A 20432-nucleotide genomic window follows, 5' to 3' on the forward strand; every position below is an offset into this window, starting at 1 on the left:
CAGTTGGTCATTCCAGTTCGATATGATCGATGACCGTGTACAACGGCCCGTCCGGTTTCAGGTCGCTCTTCACCACGGCTGCGCGCTTCACCGTGAACGGTTCGGTCTCGAACGCCATGTCCCGGACCAGATCCGTCAGCTTGGCCAGGCCCCGCGGCGATCGTACCCGACCGATGGTCAGGTGCGGCGAAAAGGGCCTTTCCTCCCGAACGAAGCCGCGGGCGTGCAGTTCGGCCTCGATGCGCTGCTGCATGGCGACCAGTTCGTCCCGTCCTTCCATGACCGAAACCCAGAAGACGCGCGGGCGGTTCATATCCGGGAAAGCGCCGATGCGTCCCAGCTTCAGGTCGAAGGCATTCACCGAATCGAGCGCCGCGCCCAGACCGTCGCGAATGACCGCCGGCTGGTCCGTCTCGATATTGCCGAGGAACTTCAGCGTAACGTGGATGTTGTCCGGTTCCACCCACTTGATGTCGGTCCCCGTCGACTTAAGGTGATTGATCAGTTGTGCGATCCGGTCCTTGGCGGAATCCGGGACTTCCACGGCGATGAACGTACGCATCGAATACCTTTCTACGTGGCCTGGGGGTTGTCTACGTGACCTGCGGGTTGCGGTTCCCTGTAATCCGGTTCGTGCCGGACGCGTGGGTGAGTGCTTGCCGCAGCAGGTTCAGGGCGGCCAGCGCGGCACGGGTCTTGTTGACCTGCCGGTCCGGCCCCAGCATGAGTTTTCGCGTCTCGACGCCGTCCGCCGAGGCGAGACCCAGGTAGACCAGTCCCACCGGTTTTTCGGGGGTCCCGCCTCCGGGCCCCGCGACGCCGGTAGTGGACAGTCCGTAGGTGGCGCCGCTGGTATGCCGGATGCCCTGGGCCATGGCTGCCGCGGTTTCCTCGCTCACCGCGCCGTGACGATCGATCGTGCTCACCGGCACCTCCAGGCGCGCCATTTTCGCGGCATTGCTGTAGGACACGACCCCTTCCAGCAGGTAGTCGGAACTGCCCGGAACGTCGGTCATGCGGGAGGCCACGAGGCCGCCGGTGCAGGATTCGGCGATCGCCACGGTCGCGTCCGCCTCCCGGAGCAGGCGTCCCACCACCTCTTCGAGGGTATCGTCGTCCACGCCGTAGATATGCTCGCCGGCCCGGGCGATCATCCTTGTTTCGACGGCTTCGATGCGCCGCCGGGCTTCCTCCCCGGTGCGGCCCTCGGCCGTAAGCCGCAGGTTTACCCCGGTCTCCTGGGGCAGGGAGGCGATCTTGACGTCCTCGGCCGCTTCGATGACATCGCCGATGATCTGGGAGAGATTCGATTCGCCGATGCCCGTGGTGCGGATCCACCGGTGCAGGATGACTCTCCCCGCGCCCTGGTCCTTCAGCCGCGGCAGCACCTGTTCGTTCAGCATCTTCTTCATCTCGCGGGGCACGCCCGGCATGACGAATACAGCGGCGTCGTGGTGGCGTACCAGGAAGCCGGGCGCCGTCCCCACGGGATTGTCGAGCACCTCGGCGTGCCGGGGCATATAGGCCTGGATGCGGTTCGATTCCGGCATGACCATGCCCCGCTGGGTGAACATCCGCTCCACGGTCTCCATGATTGCGGAATGAAAGACCAGGTCTTGTCCGATCGCCTCTGCGATGACGGTCTTGGTCACGTCGTCGTGTGTAGGCCCGAGTCCCCCCGTGACGAGCACCACGTCCGCCTGACGGCACACGGTTTCCAGGGCCTGGCCGATGCGCCGCCCCTCGTCGCCCACGGTCATGGAACAGACCGGCTCGATGCCCGTCTCTGTCAGGCGCTGGCCGATATAGGCGGCGTTAGTATCGACCACGGAACCGTAGAGCAGTTCGTCGCCGATCGTGATGATCGCGGCGGACTTCATGACAGGAACCCCGTTAGGATCCGCAGGAGGAGATGGGCGTAGACCGCGGCCACGACATCGTCCATCATGACCCCCAACCCACCGGGAAGGCGCTGCACCCGGTCGCAGGGATAAGGTTTCCAGATATCCAGCACGCGAAACAGGACGAACCCCGCGACCACGGTCAACAGATCGAACGGCATGCCGGCGAATACGATCAGGACGCCGGCGATTTCGTCGATGACGATCCTGGGCCCGTCGTGGCCGAAGAGGGGTTCCGCCCGGCTCGACACCCAGACGCCCAGGAAGAAAAGGATCGCGGTGGCCACCAGGTAATAGGGCAGGGTCAGCCCGAGTGGACCGGTCAGCGCCCAGACCAGCCCGAGTCCCAGCATGCTGCCCGCCGTGCCGGGCGCGTGGGGCGTGTAGCCGACATAACATCCGGTCGACAGCAAGGTGATCAGGGCGCGCATGCCTACCTCAGCAGACTGGTGATGATGGACCGGTTCTTGACCACGTAGTCCAGGCCGGAACTGACCGTGAGCACCATGGAGACGAAGACCATGCCGTTGAGGACCCACCATGCGATATCGTCGAATTCCCCGTTCCACTGGCCGAAGGCGATCATGGTCGTCTGGACGTTGATATAGAGCAGGATGATCACGATGACCACCATCTGCGAGGCGGTCTTCCACTTGGCCACCTGGGTCGGCAGGATGAGCAGGCCACGGTACGCCGCGATACACCGCAGGCCGGTCACGATGAAGTCCCTTCCGATGATGACCAGGACCATCCACGTATAGATGTAACCGAGGGACGCGAAGCAGATCAGCGCGGTGGACGTGAGGATCTTGTCCGCGAGAGGGTCCATGAACTTGCCGAAACTGGTGATCACCCCGGTCTTGCGTGCCAGGTAGCCGTCGTAGAGGTCCGTCAGCGCCGCGATCATGAAGATGACCAGCGCGATATATCGTGTATACAATGTATCTACCAAGAAGAAGACCATGAAGATGGGACTCAGGATGATACGGAATATGGTCAGCTTGTTGGGCAGGTTCATGGCGGCATGGGGATCGCCGGATCGGTCCGGCGGTCTTGATTCAGTTCCTTGTTACAACTCAGTGCGGCCTTCCAGGGCGCGGGCGAGGGTCACTTCGTCGGCGTACTCCAGGTCGCCGCCCATGGGAAGACCCCTGGCGAGACGGGTAACCCGCACGCCCAGGGGCTTGATCAGGCGGCTGAGGTAGAGCGCGGTGGCTTCTCCCTCGATATTGGGATTGGTCGCGATGATGACCTCTTCCACCGAATCGCCCATCCGGTCCACGAGCTCCCGGGCGCGTATGTCGTCCGGAGTGATGTTGTCGAGGGGCGAAAGCGCGCCGTGGAGCACGTGGTACAGGCCGCGGTATTCTCCCGTGCTTTCGAGCGTGATCACATCGCGGGGCTCTTCCACCACGCAGATGGTCTCCGGTTTACGCCGGGCGTCGTGACAGATCTCACACGTTGCGGACTCGGTGATGTTCCAGCACACGCTGCAGTACCGGACCTTCTCCTTCACCGCGCGGATGGCGTCGGACAACGAAAAGGCGCGTTCGGCGGGCCCCTTCAGTATATGGAAGGCCAGCCGCTGGGCCGTCACCCTGCCGATGTTGGGCAGGCGGCTCAACTCGTCCACCAGGATGGCCAGGGCCTCGGAACTGTATTTGCGCACCATGGGTTTACATCCAGTACGACCGGGCAGCAAGACCGGACGGTAAGACCGGACCGGGACCTGCGAAACGTCTCGCGACGGAGTGTTACGGACCCAGGCCGGGGATGTTCAGTCCGCCGGTGATCTGGCCCATTTCCTGGTTCACCAGTTCCTGCGCCTTCTGCTGGCCCTGGTTGACGGCGGCCAGTATGAGATCTTCGAGCATTTCCACGTCATCGGCGTCCACCACGGCCGGATCGATCCTGATCTCCACGACGCTCAGCCTGCCGTCGACCACCGCGGTAACCATCCCGCCGCCCGCAGTGCCTTCGACCCGCTTCCCGGCCATTTCTTCCTGTATCTGCATCATCTTCTTCTGCATCCGCTGGACGCGCTTCATCATGCCCGACATGCCCTTGGCCATGTTATTTTCCTTTTTTTTACTGCCCGCCTTCGCCAGCCGCGACCCGGACTCAGTCCGTCACGATCCGGCCGTCGAAGGCCTCCACGATTTTCCGGACGGCCGGATCTTTCGCGGCGCCCGCGCGGGTGTTTGCCGTCTGACCGCCTGTATTCCCGGCCGTAGTGGTGTCCTGTGCTTCGCTGACGATTTCTTCGGCCGAGCCGGGGTATTCGTCCAGACCGGCTCCGGCGTCATCGGCCCCGGCGTCATCGGCCCCGGCGTCATCGGCCGGGTCGTCGTCACCGGATATACTCGCTGCTGCGTCATCGGTTTTCTGTGTGGTGATTTCCGCCGCCGTGCTTCCGCCTCCACCTGTCATTTCCGCACCGGCGTCTTCGGTTTTCGGTTTGGTGACATCCGCCGCGGCGCTTTTGTCGATCTCGCATTCGATCCGGACCGGTATGCCCAGTACCCTGGTGCTTTCCGACTGTATCAGCGATTTGTTTTCACGTTTCTCCATCTGCTGCATATGAAACACATGGCTGGACTCGAACCTCAGGGTAAGCCTGTAGGTAGCTTCCGGACCGGCGTTATCGGGAAGCGAGCAGTCCGAAAGCACGGCTTCTGCCAACAGAATGCCCAGGCCGTTTCTTTGCCGGGTGATCTCATCCACGATGGCGGGCCAACGGTTGCGGGCTTCCCGGAGATCCAGTTTCGGTGAAGTCGGCGTGGCCGCCGATGATTCGGTGGCTGTCGTCGATGACTCGGTGGATGCCGCGGGTAACTCGGTGACCGTCGAGGGCTCGGTGGATGTCGCGGAGCTTTGGCTCGCATTAGCGTCTGGTGCGGGTGATGGGGCAGGCGCGGCGCCAGCCGTTGGACCGACAGTCTGAGAGGACGGGGTTTCGGAAGCCTCTGTCCCGGAAGCCTCTCCACCGTCTCCCGCTCCTTCGGCTACCGCTCCTCCCTCTCCCGATTCCGCGCGCCGGGCCATTTCGGACAGGCGGGCCATGACGTCGGTCAACTGCACCGATCGGGCCATGCGTATCATGCGCACGACACCGGTCTCGAGCTGCACCCGGGGAAGCGCGCTGGTCTTTACCGACTGTTCCATCTGCGTGGCCAGCTGGGAGAGCCTGAGCAGGTCTTCCGTCTCGAATCGTCCGGCCTGTTCCCGGAAGCGGTCCAACGCGAGGGCGGCGTCTCCGATCAGCACTTCCGCTTCGGGCGCCGCCTTGACGACGAGCAGGTTGCGCAGGTGTTCCAGGATGCCCAGGACGATCTCCTCGAGATCGTGTCCCTGGCCGAAGATCCGGTCGACCAGTTCCAGCCCTTTGGGCACGTCCTGTTCCGCCACGATGTCCAGCAACTCGAAGTAGACGTCCTGGTCCACGATGCCCAGGACCTCCGCCGCCTCGCCGGCGGTCAGCGCCTCGCCGCCGAAGGCGACGACCTGGTCCAGCAGGCTTTCGGCGTCCCGCATGCTGCCGTCCACCCGGCGCGCGATGAGGGCGAGGGCCTCGCGCTGGACGCCGTACCCGCTTTTCTCGCTGATCATGGCCAGGTGATCCACGATGGTGGGCCCCGATATGCGCCTGAAGTCGAAGCGCTGGCACCGGGAGAGCACGGTGGGGATCACCTTCCGGGGGTCCGTCGTCGCGAAGATGAAGTACACGTGGGCAGGGGGCTCTTCAAGCGTCTTCAACAGGGCGTTGAAGGCCTCCTTGGTCAGCATGTGCACTTCATCGATGATGTAGATCTTGTGCTTGCCCTGGCTGGGCGTGTACTTGACGCTCTCGAGCAGATGCGTCCGGACCTGTTCGACCCGGTTGTTGGACGCGCCGTCGATTTCCAGCACGTCGACGCTGCGTCCTTCCGAGATTTCCTGGCAGAACGTGCAGACGTTGCAGGGCGTCACCGTGGGACCGTCGATGCAGTTCAGGGCCTTGGCCAGGATGCGGGCCGTGGTCGTCTTGCCCACGCCGCGGGGTCCGGCGAAGAGGTAGGCATGGGCGATCTGGCCCGCCTGAATGGCGTTTTTCAGCGTAGTGGTGACGTGTTCCTGCCCGATCACGCCGTCAAATTCCTGGGGGCGCCATTTTCGGGCGGTGACTTCGTAGGCCAATGCCCAACCCTCCATGCCTGGGTTACTCGGGACAAGAGGCAGGCGGAACGAAGGGGAAAAGATAAAGCGGTCGTGCACCCACCCTCGAATCTACTCGTATCGAGGCATCCGTGCCGCCGGCTCCGGTCAGGCGCTCCCGCGGCACACGCTTCATGCGCTTACCGCTGCTACCTTCCGGTCCTGACGGGGTTGGGCGTTGTCACGTTGCGCGGGACCTGACTTTCAATACCGGATGCAGCGCATACCGGCGACGCAAGTGCGATCCTCGGGATGGGAATTCGATCCCGCTGTAGCGGGTTGCGGGTTACAGGGCACCGCTAACTCCCCATCTAGCACGACCGTAATCGATCCAAGCCTGTAATGCGGATGGCGGGACACCGGCTGCCTTGAACACCGGCTGCCTGGCGCCCGGCCTTCCGAGTGGAGCAGAGCGGAATCGAACCGCCGACCTCCAGATTGCGATTCTGGCGCTCTCCCAACTGAGCTACTGCCCCAAAACAATTACGGAGAGGGTGGGATTCGAACCCACGGTCCACATGGTGAACACACGCTCTCCAGGCGTGCCGATTCAACCGCTCTCGCACCTCTCCCAGGTCCAAGTGTTAAGTAATGCTGTCCGTACACCCGCCTTTGCAGGAAATGTAAACGCCGAGTCGGATCGGACAATTTAACGAAAACCCCTTCCGGAAACAACAGTAAATTCACCTGCCTGATCACTCTGGAATACCACGCTCTCACCACTTCCAGGACACTTACGATTGGTTATTTACCATCTCTGCGTTATTTCCAATTTGTGAGTAATTTCCGGTTGGTTGTGTAGTAACGAACTGTTAGATTTACCGAAAGGCCAGATTAAAAGTCACGGTTTAGAGCTATCAGATCCACTGGGTGGCCACTTTTCATTGGTCAGGAAACCAGATGCACCGGATTGTATTGCATGTTCTGTTGCTAGGCGTGATACTTGCATCCACCTCCTGTGGTAAAGACAGCCCATCAAAACCGGCTCCTCCGGTACCCCCGCCTTCATCACCTCCATCGCCTCCATCACCTCCACCGACGCCGGCATCAGTACCCTCCATAGTCCGTATTTCTCCGGCCATGTCAGAGTTCCCATTGTATGCGATTGGCCAGACCGTTCAACTCACCTCTCAGGTCTGGGATCAGAACAACAGACCGATAAACGATGCGCAAGTGGCCTGGTCGAGCAGCGATGCACGTATAGCGACGGTCACAGCCCAGGGTCTGGTAACCGCGGTCATGAACGGACATGTCAAGGTCACGGCAAGATCGGGGAATGCCACGGCCAGCGTCGATGTATGGGTGTCACAGGTGATGGCCAGGTTTGTCGTCGAACCCTCGCCGGTGACATTATCGGCTGTCGGTGAGACGGTTCAGTTGAAAGCGGTTATTGAGGATTCGAATGGACATGCGTTACGAGATGCCAGCGTGTCGTGGACGAGCTATGAGACAGATATCGTAACAGTAGACGAGAATGGCCTGGTAACTGCCGTTGGGAACGGCGAAACCAAGATCGTCGCGAGATACTTGAGGGTTGATGTTGAAACCCAGGTTACTGTCTCGGTGCGAAGTCCGGACCGGGATGTTTTAGTATTACTGTACAACCAGACCAATGGGGAGAACTGGAACCGTTCCGAAAACTGGTTGAGCGAGAAACCTGTGCGTGAGTGGTCCGACGTTACCCTGGATGGTCGGGGAAATGTGAAGGCACTATGGCTTCGTTCGAACAATCTCAAGGGTCAGATCCCGGCGGAACTCGGTCAGTTGTCCCAACTTGAGGAACTGAATCTGTCAGATAATGAGTTAGAGGGCCCCATCCCGCCTGAGTTGGGTAACCTTTCGAAAATCGAGCATCTTGCACTGCATGAAAACCAGTTGACGGGAAATATACCACAAGAGATCGGGGAACTGAGCGAACTAAGGGCACTGTTTCTTGGCGACAACAGATTGACCGGGGCGATTCCCAAGGAACTGGGTCTTCTTGCAAAAGTGGAGGAAGTGTTTTTGGACAATAACCGGTTGACCGGATCAATACCCGCTGAACTGGGCCGGTTAAACAACCTCATAAAGCTGGTGCTGTCGTTTAATCAGCTATCGGGTTCCCTACCGCCGGAGTTGGGAGAACTCCGCCAACTGGAAGGCCTCTTCCTCGAAGACAACCCCGAACTTTCCGGACCGATACCCAGATCGTTTCTCAACCTCCGGAACGTCAGACTCTATGCACGGAACACAGCACTGTGCGCTCCACAGGATCCGGAGTTCTATGACTGGTTGCTGGAAATTCAGTCTCTGGACCGAGTTGCCACGTGTGAGTATACCGATACGGACCGCGAAATACTGGTCACTTTGTACAATGAAATGGACGGCGAAAACTGGACAGAAAGTCAGCACTGGCTCTCGGACCGGCCTATCGGGGAATGGTTCGGCATCGAGACCGATTCGAATGGGCAAGTGCGATCGATATCCCTCCCCGGCAACATGATTTCGGGCGAATTGCCTTACGAATTGGGGGAATTTACCGAACTGGAGATGCTGGATCTCTCCAGTAATCTCTTAACCGGTCCGCTTCCACCCACGCTGGGCCAGTTGGAGAACCTCGTCAGTCTGCAACTTCAGGACAATATCGGTCTGACCGGCTATCTGCCTGAATCAATTACGGCACTCGACAACCTCGAGCGACTGTTGATGCACAGAACGCAGGTATGTGCACAACGTTCGAGCGACATTCAGGCATGGCTCGGGGGGATACCGGAAAGACGTATTACCGACTGCGATGATCTCAGGTTCGAAAGAATTGCACTGGATGCCCTGTACAAACGCACGCTAGGTAGCAACTGGACAGTCAACGAGGGCTGGGGAAGCAGCGAATACGCGGGCAGTTGGTTTGGAATAACCACGAATGAAGATGGATTCGTGACCGTCCTGAACCTTGCGGAGAACAACCTGCAGGGTCGGTTGCCGCAGGAGATACACCTGTTGGGACACCTCACGCATCTTGATCTCACCGACAATCCTGATCTCGGCGGACCGCTGCCGATGGAACTTACCCGCTTGAGTCTCGATACGCTCCTGTTGGCCGGTACGCAACTGTGTTTCTCGGAAGACGATGAATTTCAGCACTGGCTCAGCACCATCGAAAACGCCAGTTACGAAACCTGTGGGGTAGTCAACCCTCACCCCGATCTGGATGCGCTAACAGCGTTTTACAACGCTACAAACGGGCCTCATTGGGATAACAAAAACAACTGGTTGAGCCACAGTCCCGTGGAGACATGGTTTGGGTTAGTGACCAATGAAGAGGGCAGAGTGACTGAGATAAACATGTTCGCGAACGATCTGGAAGGCGAGATCCCTCCGGAGATCGGTGAACTCTCCCAACTGAAGAGAATCTACCTGGAGAGGAACAGTCTGACCGGGAGCATACCGCCCCAGATCGGGAAACTAAAAAACCTCGAGACGCTGATCCTGATGTACAACGACATTTCCGGAACCTTGCCGCCGGAAATCGGACAACTTGGAAGCCTCAAGACGCTGTTATTGCAGGATAACGAGTTGACAGGTACGATCCCACCGGAGATTGGAAGGTTATCTAACCTGAATACATTGATGCTGAATGATAACGACCTGGAAGGCAATATCCCCGACGAAATCGGTCAGCTTAAGAATCTGAACGTGCTGTTTCTGGGAACCAACGGCTTGTCAGGGCCTATTCCGGAAGAGATTGGTCAACTTGAGAACCTGACCCTGCTTGATCTTTCGGAGGGTTTGCTGACGGGCAGCATTCCGGTGGAACTCTATCGACTCCGCAAACTGGAAACACTTCGTCTTGCGCTCAATCGTTTGTCGGGATCCGTTTCGTCGGAAATAGCACGACTTGCGAGCCTTGAAGAGTTCGACGTCAGATTAAATACGGAAATGTCCGGTCGTTTACCACAGGAGATTAAATCGCTCAACCTCACCCATCTGCTTACACGGGGAACTTCGATCTGCACACCGGTCGACGCTGAATTCCAGGTTTGGTTACAGGGAATCTCCCTCAAGGAACTGGCGGAACCATGCGATATCTAGTCAGATGCTGTGGAGATGGATCGAGGTGGCTAAAGGAAGCTGTTAAGCAGAGGGATGGGACGTGGACGCCGGAAGCATCAGGCCAGTAAGGAGAGAACACATTGAAAAACTTTAACGGAGAGGGTGGGATTCGAACCCACGGTGCCCGAAGGCACAACGGTTTTCGAGACCGTCCGATTCAACCACTCTCGCACCTCTCCGGCAACCTCGGTTCGTCAGCTGTACCGCCCGCTCCCCTTTTTGCCCTGAAGAAGTCCTTCAGCAGCCTTGAACAGGATTCCGCCAGCACACCTCGCGTTACAGCCACCTGGTGATTCAACCGGGTGTCCCGCACGATATCGCGCAGGGACCCACAGGCCCCGGTCTTGGGATCGTCTGCCCCGTACACGAGTTCGTCCAGACGAGCCAGCACGATCGCCCCCGCGCACATGGCGCAGGGTTCCAGCGTAACGTAAATCGTGGCCCCGGCCAGCCGTTCATAACCCAGCGACGCACTGGCTTCGCGGATCGCGAGCATCTCGGCATGGGCGGTGGGATCGCGCAAACGCTCCACGCGATTCTGGCCCCGGCCGATGACCACGCCATCGCGCACGATCACGGCCCCGACGGGCACATCACCGGCGGCTTCCGCCAACCGGGCTTCTTCCAGCGCCAGCCTGAGCCATTCTTCGTGTTCGCCCTCGTTCGTTCTCATGCTCCCGCGTCCCACGGAAAATACGCCCGGAGGGAGTCGAACCCCCAACCTCCTGATCCGTAGTCAGGTGCTCTATCCAATTGAGCTACAGGCGCTCAGGACCAGCATAACAGAGCACCGCAAACTACAGAACAGACCCGTCAAAGTCAAGTGGATTCTGACGCCTGATCCGTAGTCCGGAGCGCCACGAATCAGGCTGTCAGAAAGCGTCGTGAACCCGCCGTTCCAGATAGATTCTTCCCCGTTCGACGTATCCTTCCGCGGTCCGGTGTATGCGTTCGATCTGCTCGTCCGTGACGGAACGTACCACCCGTCCGGGAACGCCTACGACCAGGGAGCCCGGAGGTACTTCCGTGTTTTCGAGCACCAGTGCGCCGGCGCCGATGATGCTGTGCCTGCCGATCCGCGCGCCGCTGAGGATCACGGCGCCCATGGAAATCAGCACGTGGTCCTCCACCACCGCGCCGTGGACGATGGCGCGGTGCCCCACGGTTACGCCCTTGCCCAGTTCGGTGGGCATGCCGGCGTCGATGTGGAGGACGCTGCCGTCCTGCACGTTGGTTCCCTCGCCGATGGTTACGGGCTCGTCGTCCGCCCGGATCACCACCTGGAACCAGATGCTCGCGTCCTTGCCGATGTCGACGGCGCCGATCAGGTCGGCGCTTTCTGCCACGAAGGCGGACGGATGGATGCGGGGAGCGTGGTGGACGTACTGGTTGGAAGTCATGTGAGGCTCGTTTTCAGGCGGCGGCGGCGGCGAATCCGGCTGGGGGGCTTCCGCCTCGCCCGCATTGCGCTAACCGGCTGCGTCCTGTCCGGGCACTACCCTGGGGATCACATAAGGCCCTCTTGGAACGACCGCGATGGTGGCGCCGGCGCCGTGACGCTTCAGTGCCCGTGTGATGCCGGCCTCGACGGACGGAATGGGCTCGACCAGGCAGTCCCGGACGTCGTCGTCACTCAGCCCGTCCGTGTAAAGATACACCCGGCCCTTCTTCAGCGCCTTGACCAGTTCCTCGATCTCCCACTGGTCGATGGTGAACACGCCCGGTTGCTGAATCCAGTGGATGAAGGCGTCGATGTCCGTCGTCTTCCGAAGCAGTTCTTCGAACTCCGCGCTGCCGATCCCGTCTGCGCATCCCGCGGCGATGACGATGGATCCGCCTTCTTTCAGGATGTCCAGCACGCCGACCATGCCCTTCACGGCCTGGTAGAAGGTGGTGTCCAGGGGATAGCCGGCCGACGAGGTCACGACGATGTCCACCGGTTCTTCGACGGAGGCCACGACCATGCCGTCCACGTGGCGGACGCCGTGCCGATGCGCCCGGTCGAGCTCGCCGGCAAACACCCCGGTGATCTGGCGGTCCTCATCCATGGCCACGTTGAGGATGAAATCCACCCCGGCCCGCCGGGCGATTTCCAGCGCGGCCTCGTGAAGGGGGTTGCCGTCGAGCACACCCGTCGTGGCGTTGGGATGCTCCAGGATACCGGGTCCGTGAAGATGCTCGATCGTCTCCACGCCCACGAGTCCGGGCGCGACCAGCTTGCGTCCGCCCGAGTACCCGGCCATGAAGTGCGCCTCGATCAGCCCGGTCAGCACCTTGAGGTCGCTTTCCACGTATCTGCGGTCCACGCGGATAGGGATCCCTGTGCTGGTGGCGCCCAGGTCGGCCTGTTCGTTCCCACTGCGGGCGACGTGGTTGACGACGGGATACCGGTCCACCACGTCGCCGGTCAGGGTCTCGCGAAGCTGTTCCTCGTCCATGGGGGCGTGCAGCCCCGTGGCGACCAGGAGGGTGATGTCCTCCGGTCTGATCCCGCTTTGCTCCAGGCATTCAAGGAGCGGCGGCAGGATAATGTCGTGGGGGACGGGTCGGGTGATGTCGGAAACGACCACGCACGCGTTGCGGCGGCCCCGGGCGATTTCCGCAAGGGGCGGACCGGCCACAGGTCGCTGCAGGGCCTCCCGGGTCGAGGTCACCGGATCATCGAGCGGAGGCGTTTCCCGCATCTTGAGGACAACGGCCAGATTTTCGTCCGGGACGCTTACCTCGAGGCCGGATTTATGGTAGTCGAGGGTGATGTTCACGGCGGCTCCCTAAAGGACTTCCTACAGGTCTTCCGGCTCGATATCGAGTCCGGGTCCCGGCGAAGGTTCGAGTATGCCCGCGGCGCCGGCATCCATCATGACCCGAGCCAGTTCACCGGGGTTGTTGTGGAGCGCCACGATGGCCCCGCTGCTGCCCGCCAGCTTGGCACCGGACGCGCCTGCACGCCGGGCGAGTTCGATGAACCGGTCGTCCTCGGGATTGGATCCGCCGAGTGACTGCGTCAGCGCCTGGTTCTCGTTCATCAATGCTCCCAGCGCGTCGATCCGGTTATCGAGGATCACTTTCTTGCCTTCCCGGGCCAGGGCCGCGATGGCGCTATATGCTTCGACCACTTCGGTTTCCCCGGCGAGCCAGCGTTCCCGCAAGGGGGTGTGCACGCCTCCGGAGACGCGCTGGCCTCCCGTGATGACTACGACAAGCGGCAGGGCCGGATCGGGAGCCATCGGTTCCATGGTGGCGAAGGGATCGGTCCCGTATTCCAGGTGGAATTCCTTTCCCCTGAAATCCATGTAATGAAGCCCGCCGAAGGTGCACATGTAGGCGTCCTGGTACCCGCAGAAGGTCAGGTTCTGGTACTCGATCCCGCGGACGAGCTCCGCTTGGTGGTACGGATTGTGGCGGATACCGCGATAGGCGAGCAGGCCGGCGACCATGGATACGAGTAGCGCGGTCGATCCCGACAGGCCGGCGCGGAAGGGGATACCGGTCGACCACGAGATCCTGGCGAGCAGATCCGTAGATTCGGTTCCGGTCAACGCGACCCGGGCGATATCGAAAATGTCCTCACGTAGGGCCAGGTCGTCGGACGACGCAATGACGCGCTGCTCGGTGCCGGCGTCCAGGACCAGGCGGTCCGCCGGCTGGATCCTGACCCGCGCCCGCTCCTTGGTCGAGCACGAAATCACGCTGCCGCCGTACATGTCCGTAGGATTTCCCACTATGCCGACACGGCCGGGTGCGGATGCGGTTAGGGTCCCGTTCAATTGGACTCCACCCGGCGCGTATCTAGCAGACCATGCAGCCCGTGCGGACCATGCAGCCCGTGCGGACCATGCGGACCACCTGATCGACAATCGCGCCGAAACGCACGCAGTATGCACTCGGTAATCATGATTCGTTCATCCGCCCTCGGAGAAGATCGCGGAAAGCAGGTCCGTCGACCTCGTCCTCCACGGCGTAATCGGCAAAGGCTTCCCAGTAGGTCAAAGGCGTACCGATGTCGTAGCGCCGGTCGGCGGACCCCAGGGGTACGCACCAGACATTTCCACCGGGGCCGGCCGGTCCGCGCGCGCCGACGTCGCCCCCCGGACCGCCCAAGCCACCTGGGTTGCCCGCCCTTAGCAGGCCGCGGATGGCGTCGGCGAGCCAGAGTTCGCCGTTTGTTCCACGCGGCGTCGCCTCGAGCGCGGGGAAGATGCCGGGACCACAGATGTATCGGGCCGACACGGCGTAACGGCTGGGTGCGCTTTCCGCAGGCGGTTTCTCCACGATATCGTCGATGGGGAAGGCCGCGTCCGATACGTACCTGGGCTTTACGATACCGTACCGCGACACCTTGTCATCGGGCACGTGTTCCACCGCGATGGTGCACGCGGCGTCTTCCTTCCCGTGGGTCGCCATCATGCGACGCAGGACGCTGTCTTTCCCCGTCGACCGGATGACAGCGTCGCCCCAGGCCACGACGAAGGCGTCCGATCCCGCAAAGGCCTCACCCAGGCGCACGGCGTCGCCGTTTCCGGCCGGAACCTCCTGGCGGACGAACGAGTAGTCCAGTGCGGGCGGGCCGTGCCCATCTTCGTTGCCCGGTTCCCGCTGTGCATCGGCTGGTCCACCGGTTGGCCCACCGGTGCGTCCATCTGACGGACCGACGGGGATTTTTGCCGCCCCGTCGGAAGTTCCACCATGCACGAAGTACTCCTCGATCGCCTTTTTGCGGCTGGAGGTCACGAAGAGGATGCGCTCGATCCCCGCGGCCGCCAGTTCATCCACAACGTGGTGAATGGCCGGTTTGCGCCCGAGGGGCAGCATTTCCTTGGGGACAGATCGCGTAAGCGGCAGCATCCGCGTGCCCAGGCCCGCGACGGGCACGACGGCCTTGCGGATCATCCCCCACCTTCCTGTCGCGCGTTCCGAACCGCCTCGACGTATTTCCGGGCCGTATCGGTGAGCACATGCCATTCGCCCGCCGCCACGGCGGCCTTGTCGACCAGGTTACCGCCCACGGCGACAGCGCAGGCGCCCGCCCGGATGAAGTCACCCGCGTTCTCCAGGTCCACTCCGCCCGTGGGTATGAGATCGATCTGGGGGAGCGGCGCCTTGACGTCCTTGAAATAGCGGGGTCCCACCGCCGTTGCGGGAAACACCTTCACGATGTCTGCGCCACATTCCCAGGCCGTCAGGATCTCGGTAGGCGTTAACGCACCGGGAATGACGACCTTGTCGTACCGCCGGCAGAGGGTGATGACGTCCGGGTTCAGTGTCGGCGTCACGATGTATTCGGCGCCGGCCAGGATCGCCGCACGGGCCGTTTCGGGGTCCAGCACGGTGCCCGCGCCGAGGAGGATCTCGTCCCCCAGCCGGTTCGCGCATTCGCCGATGGCGTCCAGGGCCCCGGGCGTCGTCAAGGTGATCTCGACGGCCCCGATGCCGCCTCTGCCGATGGCCTGGGCGACCTGGACCAGCGCGTCGGGCCGGTCCGCCCTGAGCACTGCAACCACGCCGCAGGCCTTGATGGAAGCGAGGTTCTCAGATCTCGAAGACATGGATTTACTCCAACGGATGTTACTCCAGGGTGACCTTCACCTTGCGCTCCGGCCGCTCGTGCAGATGCCCGTGTCCCGTCAGCGCCACGCCGAGACGGATGGACGGCTTGCCGCCCACGGGGAAAATGTGATGGAACGTCAGGGCTGGTACGAAAATGAAATCTCCCGCCTTCGCATGAACAGTCTCGTCACGGCCCTCGATCACCCAGTCGATCTCGCCCTCCAGCACCAGCCACCACTCGTCGTAATCGTGGCAGTGATTGTCGTTGACCGTGCCCGACTCCTGCCAGATGAACGCCGCGGTCACGTGGTCCGCGGCAACGACGGCGCAGGAGGCGGGCGGCGGGCCGATCCGTTCCTTGATCTCCTCGATATTGATGCGGTTGAGCGCGGCGTGCATGATCGGGTTCGGCGGGGCCATCAAGATGCTCCTTTGGTGAACCGGGGCTACGCGACCCGGTACTTCGATACGGTTTCCTCGTCTACCGTGACGCCCAGCCCGGGTCCGTCGGGCACCGCCACGAATCCTTCGTCATCGATATTGAACCTTTCATGGGTCAGTTCGTGTCGCAGCGGCGAATCGGACATGCAAAACTCGAAGACGGACGCGTTGGGCAGGGCAGCCAGGGCGTGCAGCGACGCCGCCATGGTAATGCCGCTCTTGTAACTGTGGTTGACGACCTTGCGGCCGTGCCGGTGGGCGGTCCGGCCGGCTTCGGCCATGGTCGTAATTCCGCAGCGTCCCGGGTCCGGCTGGATCCAGTCGAGCCCGCCCTCGGTGACGAGCCGTTCGAAGTCCTCGAGCCGGGACTCCGCTTCCCCGGTGGCGATGGGCACCGGACTCTCCGCGGTCAGCGCGGCATATCCTTTGATGTCGTCCGGATGCAGCGGCTCTTCGATCCAGAAGGGCCGGTACTCGGCGAACTGCCGGGACCGGGTGAGCGCGGTCTTCCAGTCCCATACCTGGCCGGCGTCGATGAGCACGTCCACCTCGTCACCCGTGCCTCGCCGGGCCTCCCGCACCAGGGCGACGTCCTGCCTTTCGTCCTTCCCCATGGGGCCCCAGCCGAACTTCACAGCCGTGAATCCCTGGTCGGCGAATTTCCGGCCGATCGCCCGGGTCTGCTTCGGCGTGTCTCCGAACAGTACGGAGGCATAGGCCCGGAACCTGAGCCGGTGCGCGCCGCCCAGGAGTTCGTAGACGGGCTGTCCGCTCGCTTTCCCCGCGATGTCCCAGAGCGCCAGGTTGATCCCAGCCATGGCGTGTCGCCCCACGCCGACCCGGCCATAGTAGTTTGCCGACGCCATCATCCGATCCGTGCAGGCGTCGATGTCCAGGGGATCGGCGCCGGCCAGCGCGTTGGCCAGGCCGTTGCAGATCTGGTGCGACAGCGGCGCGTCGATGACGGCCTTGACCACGGTGGGACACGAGTCGACTTCGCCCCAGCCCTTGATGCCTTCGTCGGTTTCGATGCTGATCAGGCAGGTATCCTGCGTCCCGTCACAGGCTTCCGTCACCCGGGGCAGCCGCAGGACCAAGGCGGAAACCTCGACGATCCGCACGTAAACGACCTCCTCTACCCTCATCCCGGCGATGTGGAATCACGTCGGTAATGTGTGGAACGGCACGGGGGGTGTCAAGGGGAGATGGCCCTGGATCGGGGGTGGGACGCTGGCCCTCGGGCAACCGGCCCGATCACAGGTTTCATGCGGTCTGAATCCGCTTCCGGAACCGCCCCGGAACCGCCCCGGAAGCGCCTCCGGAACCGTGCCGGTGACGCCCCGGAAGCGCCTCCGGAACCGTGCCGGTGACGCCCCGGAACCGGGAAATAAACCTTGACACCTCCGCGCGGCCGCTTGCACTTTGGAGGCTGGATTAACGGCATTCCCGCTCACTTTGCGAACCGGCGGCCTTGCTCGGCCTCGCCTGGCCTTATCGGGTCTCAACCGGCCTTGCCTGGACCAGTCTGGCTTTGTCTGGCTTTGCCCGGATTCGCCAAGGCTACATCCGACCTCGTCCGGACTCGTCCTGACTAGCCCGGATCGGCCCGAATTCGCTCTGCATAGCCGTCGCGGCGCATCAGAAAACCCGATCCTATGTTCCGATACATCGTATACCGCATCGTAGGCCTGGTCGGCGTGCTGTTCCTGGTCACGGTCATCACCTTCAGCCTGATGCACGCGGTACCGGGCGGCCCCTTCGACGAAGAGAAGATGCCCCTGTCGGCCGAGGCCAAGGCGAATATCCTGCGCAAGTACGGACTGGACCGCCCCCTCTACGAGCAGTACGGGCGGTATATGTGGAACGCGCTGCAATTCGATTTCGGCATCCCCTTCCAGAGTCCCGGCGAGACGGTGACGGACCTGATCGCGCGGACCTGGCCCATCAGCATGCAACTGGGCGGCATGGGCCTGGCTGTGGCCTTTTCCTTCGGCATCCTCCTGGGCATCCTGTCCGCCATACGCCAGAACACCTGGGTGGACTACGGGACCACGGTCATCGCCACCCTGGGGATCACTGTGCCCAGTTTTGCCATATCCATACTGTTCATCGTCCTCTTCGCGACCATCTGGAGGGTCCTGCCCACGGGCGGATGGGGCGGGCCGGAGACCTGGATCATGCCGGTGATCGTATACGCGCTGGGTCCCATGGCCATCGTCGCACGGTACACCCGTTCGAGCATCCTCGAGAACCTCCGCATGGACTACGTGCGCACGGCGCGGGCAAAGGGACTGAAGGAGCGCAGCGTCCTGTTCATCCACGTGCTGAAGAACTCCCTGATCCCGCTGCTCACCATCATGGGACCCATGCTGCCCGGAGTGATGACCGGATCGCTCTTCGTCGAAGGCATCTTCCGCATCCCGGGCCTGGGGCAGTTCTTCGTCACGAGCATCTTCGAGCGGGACTACCCCATGATCATGGCCCTGACCCTGCTGGTCGCGGTGCTGATCGGAATCGTCTACCTGATTACGGACATCCTGTACGCGCTCGTGGATCCCCGGGTCAGATACGTTCGCGGGAGCAAGTAATGGACAACGGTTCCCCGCGCTCGAAACGGACGTTCCGGGACTACCTGGGCATCTCGGCCCGCGGTTTCTGCATGGGGGTGGCCGATGTCGTACCCGGCGTGTCCGGGGGTACGATGGCCTTCATACTGGGCGTATACGAAGAGTTGCTCGACGCCGTGCACGCCGTCAACGCCAGGTTTCTGCGTTCGCTGGTGACCTTCCGGTTCGGCGATGCCTTCGACGGTTTCCCCCACCGGTTCCTGATCGCACTCGTCACCGGCATCTTCGTGGCCATTTTCAGCCTGGCCCAGTTTTTTGCCTGGGCGCTCGACCACCATCCCGTCCATGTCTGGGCCTTTTTCTTCGGGCTGGTGCTGGCGTCGATCATCACCGTGCGGGTGAAGGTGTCCCGCTGGACCGTGAAGGAAGCGCTCGCTTTACTGCTGGCGGCCGTCGCCGCCTTCGTCCTGGTGGGCGCCGTTCCGGTCGATACGCCCTCGGCCGCCTGGTTCGTCTTCCTGAGCGGGGCGATCGCCATCTGCGCGATGATCCTGCCCGGCATATCGGGCTCGTTCATCCTGGTCATCCTGGGGAAATACCAGTACATGCTCACCGCCGTGGTCGAGCGTAATTTCCTCCCTATCCTCATCTTCGGGTGCGGCGGGATCCTGGGACTGGTCTTCTTCGCGCGGGTGCTCAGGTGGCTGTTGCGCCGCTGCCATGACGTGACCGTGGCGGCTCTCATCGGACTCATGGCCGGCTCATTGCGCAAGATCTGGCCGTGGAAGGAAGTTGAGGAAAACGTCCTGCCCGCGTCGCTATCGGGAGAAGTCCTGCTGTCCATCGGCCTGGGTATCGCAGGCTGCGCGATCGTAGTGATCATCGAGCGTCTCGCGTCGAGACGATCCGCCGGAGCTACGGAAGACTAGTACACGGAAGACCAGCACACGGAAGGCCAGCACACGAATGACCAGCACCTTGACCGAAATCACCTCACCTGCCGGCGGCCTGTGGCGCGACGCCCTGCGCCGCTTCATGAAGAACAAGCTGTCCGTCGCCGCGGGCATCATCATCATCGTCATCACCTTCATGGCCGTCTTCGCGCCCTGGGTCTCGCCGGCCCACTATTCCGAGGCCAATTTCGACGAAGCCTGGCAGTTCCCGTCCTGGACCCACCCCATGGGCACGGACAGCATCGGCCGGGACTACTTCAGCCGGATCGTTTACGGTGCGCGGATCTCGCTCATCGTGGGTTTCGTCGCGCAGATGATCTCCCTGTTGATCGGCGTGCCGCTGGGCGCCATCGCCGGGTTCAAGGGGGGCAAGGCCGACTACATCGTCATGCGCCTGGTGGACGTCATGTCGGTCTTCCCCAGCCTGCTCTTCGCCATACTGATCATGGCCTGGCTGGGCAGCGGGTTGAGCAACGTGCTGTTCGCCATCGGCGTGACCGGCTGGGTGGGCGTTTGCCGCCTGGTCCGCGCGCAATTCCTGTCGCTGCGGGCTTCCGATTTCGTCCGCGCCGCCCGTTCCATGGGCGCTTCCAACGTGCATACCATCGTGCGCCACATGCTGCCCAACGCCCTCAGCCCCATCATCGTCGGCCTGGCCATGGGCATTCCCCAGGCCATCTTCGCCGAGGCGGGACTAAGCTTCCTCGGACTGGGCATCAACCCGCCCACGCCGAGCTGGG

The 20432-nt window shown here is 62.1% G+C and carries 19 protein-coding genes, 4 tRNA genes and 1 other RNA gene; 4 read left to right on the plus strand and 20 right to left on the minus strand.

The window, feature by feature from the left end:
- Positions 1-7: 7 nt before the first annotated feature.
- The 10 genes from thpR to OXH56_11130 all read right to left on the minus strand — a co-directional run bounded on the left by thpR (position 8) and on the right by OXH56_11130 (position 6667).
- Complete coding sequence (thpR, locus tag OXH56_11085) at positions 8-562, minus strand: RNA 2',3'-cyclic phosphodiesterase (GenBank protein MCY3555853.1); 555 nt, start codon at positions 560-562, stop codon at positions 8-10.
- 31 nt (positions 563-593) lie between these two features.
- On the minus strand, positions 594-1880 hold the full coding sequence (locus OXH56_11090; protein MCY3555854.1) for a competence/damage-inducible protein A: 1287 nt from the start codon (positions 1878-1880) through the stop codon (positions 594-596).
- Positions 1877-2332: a phosphatidylglycerophosphatase A gene (locus OXH56_11095; protein ID MCY3555855.1), complete on the minus strand. Its 456-nt coding sequence runs from the start codon at positions 2330-2332 to the stop codon at positions 1877-1879. The genes OXH56_11090 and OXH56_11095 overlap by 4 nt, the downstream gene beginning before the upstream one ends.
- Positions 2333-2334: 2 nt before the next feature.
- Entirely contained in the window at positions 2335-2919 is a 585-nt protein-coding gene (pgsA, locus tag OXH56_11100; protein MCY3555856.1) for a CDP-diacylglycerol--glycerol-3-phosphate 3-phosphatidyltransferase, read from the minus strand.
- A gap of 51 nt (positions 2920-2970) precedes the next feature.
- Complete coding sequence (recR, locus tag OXH56_11105) at positions 2971-3573, minus strand: recombination mediator RecR (GenBank protein ID MCY3555857.1); 603 nt, start codon at positions 3571-3573, stop codon at positions 2971-2973.
- Between the two features lie 82 nt (positions 3574-3655).
- Complete coding sequence (locus tag OXH56_11110; protein MCY3555858.1) at positions 3656-3973, minus strand: YbaB/EbfC family nucleoid-associated protein; 318 nt, start codon at positions 3971-3973, stop codon at positions 3656-3658.
- A gap of 49 nt (positions 3974-4022) precedes the next feature.
- Complete coding sequence (gene dnaX, locus OXH56_11115) at positions 4023-6077, minus strand: DNA polymerase III subunit gamma/tau (protein ID MCY3555859.1); 2055 nt, start codon at positions 6075-6077, stop codon at positions 4023-4025.
- A 70-nt stretch (positions 6078-6147) separates the two neighbouring features.
- An RNA gene (gene ffs / locus OXH56_11120) (signal recognition particle sRNA large type) lies at positions 6148-6415 on the minus strand.
- Between the two features lie 83 nt (positions 6416-6498).
- A tRNA-Ala gene (locus OXH56_11125) sits at positions 6499-6571 on the minus strand.
- A 10-nt stretch (positions 6572-6581) separates the two neighbouring features.
- Positions 6582-6667, minus strand: a tRNA-Ser gene (locus OXH56_11130).
- Positions 6668-7175: 508 nt separating this feature from the next.
- On the opposite strand from OXH56_11130, the gene OXH56_11135 reads away from it, so the two are divergent.
- Positions 7176-10163, plus strand: coding sequence for an Ig-like domain-containing protein (locus tag OXH56_11135; GenBank protein MCY3555860.1), 2988 nt, complete (start codon positions 7176-7178; stop codon positions 10161-10163).
- A gap of 115 nt (positions 10164-10278) precedes the next feature.
- Here the strand turns inward: OXH56_11135 and OXH56_11140 are convergent.
- The 10 genes from OXH56_11140 to OXH56_11185 form a co-directional block, all read right to left on the minus strand.
- Positions 10279-10363 (minus strand) — tRNA-Ser (locus OXH56_11140).
- Positions 10342-10857, minus strand: a complete 516-nt coding sequence (tadA, locus tag OXH56_11145; protein MCY3555861.1) for a tRNA adenosine(34) deaminase TadA — start codon at positions 10855-10857, stop codon at positions 10342-10344. Before tadA ends, OXH56_11140 begins: the two co-directional genes overlap by 22 nt.
- A 21-nt stretch (positions 10858-10878) precedes the next feature.
- A tRNA-Arg gene (locus tag OXH56_11150) sits at positions 10879-10952 on the minus strand.
- Between the two features lie 104 nt (positions 10953-11056).
- Positions 11057-11584, minus strand: a complete 528-nt coding sequence (locus tag OXH56_11155) for a gamma carbonic anhydrase family protein (GenBank protein MCY3555862.1) — start codon at positions 11582-11584, stop codon at positions 11057-11059.
- A 69-nt stretch (positions 11585-11653) separates the two neighbouring features.
- Complete coding sequence (gene larA / locus OXH56_11160) at positions 11654-12946, minus strand: nickel-dependent lactate racemase (GenBank protein MCY3555863.1); 1293 nt, start codon at positions 12944-12946, stop codon at positions 11654-11656.
- 21 nt (positions 12947-12967) lie between these two features.
- The gene (locus tag OXH56_11165; GenBank protein MCY3555864.1) at positions 12968-13888 is read right to left on the minus strand and encodes a hypothetical protein; all 921 of its coding nucleotides are present in this window, start codon (positions 13886-13888) and stop codon (positions 12968-12970) included.
- A 187-nt stretch (positions 13889-14075) separates the two neighbouring features.
- Positions 14076-15074 (minus strand): sugar phosphate nucleotidyltransferase, encoded by a 999-nt coding sequence (locus OXH56_11170; GenBank protein ID MCY3555865.1) that lies wholly within the window; start codon positions 15072-15074, stop codon positions 14076-14078.
- Positions 15071-15730, minus strand: a complete 660-nt coding sequence (eda, locus tag OXH56_11175; protein MCY3555866.1) for a bifunctional 4-hydroxy-2-oxoglutarate aldolase/2-dehydro-3-deoxy-phosphogluconate aldolase — start codon at positions 15728-15730, stop codon at positions 15071-15073. The genes OXH56_11170 and eda overlap by 4 nt, the downstream gene beginning before the upstream one ends.
- 19 nt (positions 15731-15749) lie before the next feature.
- Positions 15750-16151 carry a cupin domain-containing protein gene (locus tag OXH56_11180; GenBank protein ID MCY3555867.1) on the minus strand — a complete coding sequence of 134 codons (402 nt, stop codon included), beginning with the start codon at positions 16149-16151 and terminating at the stop codon, positions 15750-15752.
- 26 nt (positions 16152-16177) lie between these two features.
- The gene (locus OXH56_11185; protein ID MCY3555868.1) at positions 16178-17293 is read right to left on the minus strand and encodes a mandelate racemase/muconate lactonizing enzyme family protein; all 1116 of its coding nucleotides are present in this window, start codon (positions 17291-17293) and stop codon (positions 16178-16180) included.
- A gap of 534 nt (positions 17294-17827) precedes the next feature.
- Between OXH56_11185 and OXH56_11190 the strand changes: the two genes are divergently transcribed.
- From OXH56_11190 to OXH56_11200, 3 genes are all read left to right on the plus strand, one after another.
- Entirely contained in the window at positions 17828-18760 is a 933-nt protein-coding gene (locus OXH56_11190) for an ABC transporter permease (protein MCY3555869.1), read from the plus strand.
- Positions 18760-19668 carry a DUF368 domain-containing protein gene (locus OXH56_11195; protein ID MCY3555870.1) on the plus strand — a complete coding sequence of 303 codons (909 nt, stop codon included), beginning with the start codon at positions 18760-18762 and terminating at the stop codon, positions 19666-19668. The genes OXH56_11190 and OXH56_11195 overlap by 1 nt, the downstream gene beginning before the upstream one ends.
- A 37-nt stretch (positions 19669-19705) precedes the next feature.
- Positions 19706-20432: ABC transporter permease (locus tag OXH56_11200; GenBank protein MCY3555871.1), on the plus strand; the 727-nt coding region annotated here is incomplete at its 3' end.

The organism is Gemmatimonadota bacterium, from assembly GCA_026702745.1.
In the GTDB taxonomy this organism is placed as follows: domain Bacteria; phylum JAAXHH01; class JAAXHH01; order JAAXHH01; family JAAXHH01; genus JAAXHH01.